This is a genomic window from Mangrovimicrobium sediminis (assembly GCF_004745945.1).
GTDB classification, from domain to species: Bacteria; Pseudomonadota; Gammaproteobacteria; order Pseudomonadales; family Halieaceae; genus Mangrovimicrobium; species Mangrovimicrobium sediminis.
On the sequence record NZ_SRLE01000003.1, the window covers coordinates 86,136 to 92,718 of the forward strand.

Genomic DNA, 6,583 nt, shown 5'->3' on the forward strand with positions numbered 1-6,583 from the left:
GGCCCCGCGCGTAGGCTGCTTTGCGTGACAATGTTAGCGCATGCGTCGCGCAAATGGAGTGCCCATGACAATAATGTAATCGGGCACATTCGTACTGTTTCGTCTGGTGACACACAGCGCCCTCGCGGGCCGCGTCAGTCGACCTCGACGTGAACCTCGCCGCCGGCCAGCGTCACCGGGAAGGTGCGCAGGGCTTTTTCGCCGCGCACTGCGTTGAGCAGCTGCACGCCGGGCGGGAAGTTGGCCCACTCGACGACCTCGCCGGTGCGGATATCGAAGCGCGCGCGGTGGAAGGGGCACTGCACCTGGCAGGTCTCGACGATCTTGCCCTTGCCCAGCGGCGCGAAGATATGCGTACAGGAGGCCTGGGTGGCGTAAAAGCCGTCCTCGAGGTGGTAGACGATGATCTTGGTATCCCCGGCGCGCACAGTGCGCATCTCGCCGACGGGAAGTTCGCTTTCGGAACACACGGTATGCCGGGCCATATTATTCTCCTGTGCGTTGGCTTCCCTTCAATGTACCCGCGCCGGGGAGAAAATCCAGCCCCCGCGCGGGCGCTGCTCAGGGCAGGGTTTCTATCAGCCGGTGCAGGGGATTGATGGCCGCCAGCAGCGCGCAGAGCACCAGGGCGGCAATGGCCAGGCTCCAGGTAGGGGGCAGCGCGGGCGGCGGGTCTTCCACCAGGGCGCGGACCCGGCGTTCGATCCGGGTGCCGGCGAAGGCGACGCTGCCGGCGGGCGGTGCAGCGCGCTGCAGGCGCGCCACCCGCAGCAGGGCGCCGGCGACCGCCTCCGGCGTGCAACTGTGCGCCGCATCGCGATCCGCCGCCAGTTCGTGCAGCAGCGCCAAGTCCTCCAGTTGCGTCGCGGCCAGTTGCAGCGGCACCGGTGCGGCGAGGGCATTGGCCAGCAGCTGGCGCAGGTTGTCGCGGCGGCGGTGATGGCTGGCCTCGTGGGCGAGGATGCAATCCACCTCGTTCTGGGTGCAGCGCTGCAGTAGCGCGCTGGTCAGGTAGACCCGGGGGTGCCACCAGCCCAGGGTAAAGGCGGCCGGCTGTGCCGCGGGTATCTCGATCGCCGCGCCGCGTCGCTGGCCGAAGCAGCGCAACTGCCGCGCCAGGGCGAACCCCGGCCACCATTGCCGGCGCACACAGTTGACCAGCCGCCAGGCGTACCAGGCCATCACCGGCAGCAGTGCCAGGCCGGCGCCGCGTAGCAGCGGGCCGTGGTCGCTGCACTGGCCGGCGTGGCAGTGGTCGCTGACCAGCAACAGCGCGCCGGCGGAGCCGTACAGCAACAGCGAGGCGCCCAGCGTGCCGAGCAGCGGCAGCGCCAGGTAGGCGAGCAGGAAATTCCCCGCCTGCGCCGGGTCCAGCGCCAGCAGGCGCCGGCGCAGCAGCGGGTAGGCCGCGGCACACAGCAGGGCGAGCACCCACCACAGCAGCAGGGCGCACAGTGCGGCGGACAGCAGTGTTTCAGTCATCGCATCCTCCCGCATCCCGCGCGCGCAGGCGCGCCTGCAGTAATTCGTCCAGGCGATCCAGGGTGCTGTCGTCGATGTTCTCGGCGAAATCCACGAAGCTGGCGAGAATCGGGTCCAGGCTGCCGTCGTGCAGCTGGCTGATGACGCCGCCGAGCAGGCGCCCGAGCAGTTCCGAGCGGCTCACCCGCGCGCGGTAGAGGTAGGCCTGGCGCTCGCGCTCGCGGCCCAGCAGCCCCTTGCGGTGCAGCCGCTCGAGGGTGGATTGCAGGGTGCTGAGGCTGTTGCGCCGGGCCTGCGGCAGGCGCGCCTGCACCTGTTGAGTGCTGCTCGCGGGGTGGCGCCAGAGCACTTCCATCACCGCCAGCTCCAGCTCACCCAGGCGCGGCAGGGCGTTGCTGCTGGCCCCCGGCGGCGGCCGGTTCTCGCCCGTCACGGTGACACCGAAAACCGATCGTGGATCGGTGGTCGCGAGCCCCGGAGAGCCCCGGCCGTATTCCGGAAGGAGTCGGCTAACATATTGATAGATAACATGAAAATTGTTGGATTTCCGATTGCTGTGGCCTAGTCTTGGCGCCCTCTCACGTCCTTAAAATATCCGGGTGGCGGGGCGTGTCAAGTCTGTGAGGTGACATCAAAATGCAACGAAAATCGGTTATGTGGGCGGGTCCGCTGGCGGGTTCGGTCGTCGGTTCGCTGGTGGGCATCAGCGCTGTTTTCGGCAGTACCAGCGCCGTGGCACACGAGCTGGAAGAGGTGGAGGTGACCGGCCGCAGGATCAACCTTGTGGGCGAGGCCTCATCGGCCTCGGAGGGGCTGGTGAGCCAGCAGGAAATCGCCCTGCGCCCCCTGCTGCGCACCGGCGAGGTGCTGGAACTGGTGCCCGGCCTGGTGGTGACCCAGCACAGCGGCACCGGCAAGGCCAACCAGTATTTCCTGCGCGGCTTCAACCTTGACCACGGCACGGATTTCGCCACCTGGGTCGACGACATGCCGGTGAACATGCGTACCCACGGCCACGGCCAGGGCTATACCGACCTCAACTTCCTGATTCCCGAGACAGTGGAATCGCTGGCCTACCACAAGGGCGCCTACTACGCCGATGTCGGCGATTTCAGCAGCGCCGGCAGCGCGCGCATCGCCACCGCCGGCGCGTACGAGCGCAGCCTGCTGGAGATCACCGCGGGCGAGGACGAGTACTACCGGCTGGTGGGGCTGGGCAGCGTGGGCGTCGGTGCCGGCACGCTGGGCGTGGCGCTGGAGCTGAACAGCTACGCCGGGCCCTGGCGCGACATCGACGAGGACCTCGAGAAACTCAACCTGCAGTTGCGCTACAGCCTGCCTGTGGCCGGCGGCGAGGCCACTATCGGCTTCATGGCCTACGACAACCAGTGGAACAGCGCCGACCAGATTCCCCGGCGCGCGGTGCGCTCGGGCCTGATCGATGAACTGGGCTCCATCGACACCAGCGTCGGCGGCGAGTCCAGCCGCTACAGCCTGAACGCCGGCTGGCGCGGTGACCACCTGGCGCTGTCCGCCTACGCCATTCGCTACGAGATGGACCTGTGGTCCAACTTCACCTACTTCCTCGACGACCCCGAGGCCGGCGACCAGTTCGAACAGGTGGACGAGCGCTGGGTCTACGGCGGGCGCGCCGAGTACACGCTGGACGGCACCCTCGCCGGCCGCGCACAAACCAATCGGTTTGGCGCCGAGTTCCGCTACGACGACATCGACGAAGTGGGCCTGTACCGCACGGCGCAGCGCCAGCGCGCCGGCGCCATTCGCAGCGACGCGGTGGAGGAAGGCAGCGTGGGCCTGTACTGGGAAAACCGCCTGCAGTGGAACCACCACTGGCGCAGCGTGCTCGGCGCGCGCTACGACTACTACGACTTCGAGGTGGACCCGCGGGTGGCGCAAAACTACTACGGCGTGGACCTGCGCGGCAACGGCGGCGGCAATGACGCCGACCAGGTCTCGCTCAAGGGCAGCGTGATCTACACCTTCAACCCGCAGTGGGAGGCCTACGCGTCTATTGGGCAGGGGCTGCACTCCAACGACGCCCGCGGCACTACCATCGAGGTCGACCCCATCGACGGCTCCGCGGTGCCGCCGGTGGACCCGCTGGTGGAATCCCTGGGCTATGAGGTAGGTGTGCGCGGCTTCTGGAACGAGCGACTCAACACCTCGCTGGCGCTGTGGTCGCTGGAACTGGACAGCGAGCTGCTGTTCGTCGGCGACGCCGGCACCACCGAGGCCAGCCGCGAATCACAGCGCCAGGGCGTCGAGCTGACCGCCTACTACCGCATCAGCGACCACTGGACCTTCGACCTCGAATACGCCTGGACCGACGCGGAATTCACCGACGACGCCCCAGAGGGCGACGAGATTCCCGGCGCCATCGAGCAGGTCTGGCAGGCCGGCATCAGCCTCGACACCGGCGACGGCCCGTTTGGCAGCCTGCGCTGGCGCTACTTCGGCGAGCGCCCGCTGGTGGAAGACGGCAGCGTGGAGTCCGACAGCAGCAGCCTGGTGAACCTGCGCCTGGGCTACCGCTGGGAGCACTGGGAAGTGACACTCGACGCGCTGAACCTGCTGGACAGCGACGATCACGACATCGACTACTTCTACGCCTCGCGCCTGCCCGGCGAGCCGGCCGGGGGCGTGGAGGACGTCCACTACCACGTGCTGGAGCCGCGCACCCTGCGCGCGGCCATCAGCTACCAGTTCTAGTTACGCGCAGCCCGGTGGCGAGGGCGTCAGGGCGCAACCGCCAGCGCCGCCGGGTCGTCGATACCCAGTTGCGCCAGCATGAAGGCATAGCCCGCGGCGATCTCCTCGTAGCGCCGGTAGCGCCCGGACTGGCCGCCGTGGCCGGCATCCATGTTGGTGCGCAGCAGCAGCCAGTTGTCGTCGGTCTTGCGGTGGCGCAGGCGCGCCACCCACTTGGCCGGCTCGAAGTACTGCACTTGGGAATCCCACAGCCCGGCGGTGACCAGCAGCGCCGGGTAGTCCTGCTCCGCCACCTGGTCGTAGGGCGAGTAGGCGAGCATGGTGGCGTAGTCCGGCTGGTACTTGGGGTTGCCCCACTCGCCGAATTCGTTGGTGGTCAGCGGGATGCTCTCGTCGAGCATGGTGGTCACCACGTCGACGAAGGGCACGTCGGCGATGATGCCGCGGTACAGCTCCGGTGCCAGGTTGGCCACCGCGCCCATCAACAGGCCGCCGGCGCTGCCGCCGTTGGCGAACACCTTGTCGGGCGCGCCGTAGCCGGCCTGCACCAGGTGGCGGGTGACGTCGATGAAATCCGTGAAGGTATTCATCTTGTTGCCCAGCCGGCCCTGCTCGTACCAGTCGCGGCCCAGTTCCTGGCCGCCGCGGATATGCGCGATGGCGTAGACGAAGCCCCGGTCCAGCAGGGACAGCCGCGCCACCGAGAAGTCCGGCACCTCGGTATCCCCGTAGGAGCCGTAGCCGTAAACCAGCAGCGGGTTTGCACCGGCGCGGTACAGGTCCCTGCGGTAGACCAGCGACACCGGCACCCGGGCGCCGTCGCGGGCCGGGGCGTAGAAGAACTCGGAGGCGTAGCGCGCGGGGTCGAAGTCGCCCTCCACCGGCGCCACCTTGAGCACGCGGCGCTCGCCGCTGCCCATGTGGTACTCGACGGTGGTGTCCGGGTTGGTCAGGGTCTCCACCGAGTAGCGCAGCCAGGGCCAGTCGTATTCCTCGGAACCGATCAGCGACACGGCGTAGGCCGGCTGGTCGCCCTCGATCAGCACCGGCTCGCCGCCGCGCCAGCCGCGCACCTCGATCTTGCGCTGGCCGTCGCGGTAAACGTTCAGGGCGAGGTAGTCGCGGAACACGTCGAAGCCCAGGATGAAGCTGTCCGCGCTGCCGGCCACCAGTTCGCGCCAGGTGGATTTCTGCGCGCTGCTCGCTATCGGGGCACTCATCAGGCGGAAGTTCTTCGCCTGCCAGTTGCTCAATACGATGAAGCGGCCGGCGTGGTCCTGGACCTCGTAGATGTGCCCCGGCTCGCGCGGCAGCACCGGGCGGAAGTTCAGGTCCGGGTCGTCGGCGGCGGCGTAGCGCACCTCGTTCTGCCCGGTGCTCTCCAGCAGGATGTACAGGAACTGGCCGGATTTCCCGCGGTAGAGGGTGATGAAATAGCTGTCGTCGGGCTCCGCATAGAGCTCGGTGTCGGCGCCGCTGTCACCCAGGCGGTGGCGCAGTACGCGCTTGCTGAGCAGGGTCACCGGGTCGTTCTCGATGTACAGTACCGAGGCGTTGTCGTCGCTCCAGGCCAGGTCCGGGCTGATGCCTTTGACCACATCGTCCAGCCAGCGGCCGCTTTGCAGGTCGCGGATGCGCAGCACGTACTGGCGGCGGCCGACCACGTCTTCGCTCACCGCCATCAGCCGGTTGTCCGGGCTGATGCTGTAGGCGCCCAACTGGTAGAAGCTGTGCCCCGCGGCGCGCTGGTTCTGGTCGAGCAGGATCTCCTCCAGCGCCTGCATGTCGCCGCGCCGGCGCGCCAGGATCGGGTAGTCCTTGCCGCTCTCGTAGCGCCGGTAATACCAGTAGCCGTTGTGGAAGCTGGGCGGGCTGGCGTCGTCGCTTTTCAGGCGGCCGACGATCTCCTCGAACAGGGCCTCGCGCAGCGGCTCGTAGGGGGCCAGCACCGCCTCGGTGTAGCTGTTTTCCGCTGCCAGGTAGGCCAGCACATCCGGGTCCTGCCGGGTGTCGTCGCGCAGCCAGTAGTAGGGATCGGCGCGATCGCCCTGGGGCGAGGTCACCACGTGCTGGCGGCGTTCCGCTGTGGGTGGCTGCAGGGTGTCTGTGAGGGCGGGTGTCGGGGGTTGCGTGGTGGTGCTGGTACACGCGGCAGTGAAAGCCAGCACCAGGGACAGTGCAGCCAGGGTCAGTCGTTTCATGGGTATCCTGTCATCGGGTAAGACGCTGTCCGCGCGCCTGCCCGGGGTTGGCAGGTGCTGGCGGACTCGCGTCGAGTATAGGGAAAAGCCGCGGCTGTGACACGCGTATTCCCGCACGGGCCAGCGGGTGGTTGGCTGGTGCAGGGCGGGGGTGAAGAGGGGCGGCGAGG

Annotated in this window: 5 protein-coding genes; 1 reads left to right on the forward strand and 4 read right to left on the reverse strand. The window is 68.1% G+C overall.

From position 1 onward, the window contains the following. Positions 1-134: 134 nt before the first annotated feature. From E4634_RS03325 to E4634_RS03335, 3 genes are all read right to left on the reverse strand, one after another. A complete protein-coding gene (locus tag E4634_RS03325) occupies positions 135-485 on the reverse strand; it encodes a Rieske (2Fe-2S) protein (RefSeq protein ID WP_135441192.1) in 351 nt (116 codons plus the stop codon). A gap of 76 nt (positions 486-561) precedes the next feature. Continuing rightward, on the reverse strand, positions 562-1,482 hold the full coding sequence (locus tag E4634_RS03330; RefSeq protein WP_135441193.1) for a M56 family metallopeptidase: 921 nt from the start codon (positions 1,480-1,482) through the stop codon (positions 562-564). Continuing rightward, positions 1,475-1,915, reverse strand: coding sequence for a BlaI/MecI/CopY family transcriptional regulator (locus E4634_RS03335; RefSeq protein WP_135441194.1), 441 nt, complete (start codon positions 1,913-1,915; stop codon positions 1,475-1,477). The genes E4634_RS03330 and E4634_RS03335 overlap by 8 nt, the downstream gene beginning before the upstream one ends. A gap of 203 nt (positions 1,916-2,118) precedes the next feature. On the opposite strand from E4634_RS03335, the gene E4634_RS03340 reads away from it, so the two are divergent. Next, positions 2,119-4,212 (forward strand): TonB-dependent receptor, encoded by a 2,094-nt coding sequence (locus E4634_RS03340; RefSeq protein ID WP_240725068.1) that lies wholly within the window; start codon positions 2,119-2,121, stop codon positions 4,210-4,212. Positions 4,213-4,238: 26 nt separating this feature from the next. Here the strand turns inward: E4634_RS03340 and E4634_RS03345 are convergent, their stop codons facing one another. Continuing rightward, a complete protein-coding gene (locus E4634_RS03345) occupies positions 4,239-6,413 on the reverse strand; it encodes a S9 family peptidase (RefSeq protein ID WP_135441195.1) in 2,175 nt (724 codons plus the stop codon). Positions 6,414-6,583: the final 170 nt, after the last annotated feature.